Source organism: Kocuria cellulosilytica (genome assembly GCF_040981245.1).
Lineage (GTDB): Bacteria > Actinomycetota > Actinomycetes > Actinomycetales > Micrococcaceae > Kocuria > Kocuria cellulosilytica.
Map to the genome: position 1 here is coordinate 1 of NZ_JAVFWZ010000057.1, position 642 is coordinate 642.

At 78.3% G+C, this 642-nt stretch carries 1 protein-coding gene; it reads left to right on the top strand.

Annotation, left to right across the window (positions count from 1 at the left end):
• Positions 1–642: NAD(P)-dependent oxidoreductase (locus RCG67_RS16955; RefSeq protein WP_368827968.1), on the top strand; the 642-nt coding region annotated here is incomplete at both ends.

Here is a 642-nt window from a genome sequence, read left to right on the forward strand (position 1 = left end):
CCTCGCGGACGTCACGGTGGTGACCCGTGAGGGACTGGCCGCGGCCCTGGCCGGCAGCGGCGGGCGACGACCGGCCGAGGTGCTGCTCCTGTGGGACTTCCTCTCCGACGCCCTCGCCGGGGCCTGGGACGCGGCCACCGGACTGCGCTGGGTGCACGTGGCCGCCGCCGGGGTGGACGCCGTGCTGTTCCCGGCGCTGCGCTCCTCCGACGTCCGGCTGACCAACGCCCACGGGGTCTTCGACCGGCCCATCGCGGAGTTCGTCCTCGCGGCCGTCCTGGCCCAGGACAAGCAGCTGCACCGCAGCAAGGCGCTGCAGCGCGAGCGGCGCTGGGTGCACCGCGAGCTCCGGCACACCCGGGGCTCCACCGCCCTGGTCGTGGGCACCGGGGGGATCGGCCGGGAGACCGCCCGGCTGCTGCGGGCCGCGGGGCTGGACGTGCGCGGCGCCGGGCGCACGCCCCGGGCGGAGGACCCCGACTTCGGGACGGTCGTCCCCGCCGCGGAGCTGGCCGAGCACGCGGGGTGGGCCGACCACCTGGTGCTCGCCGCGCCCCTGACCGAGCAGACGCGCGGGCTCGCCGACGCGCGGGTGCTCGCCGCGATGTCCCCGCACGCGCACCTCGTCAACGTGGGGCGGGG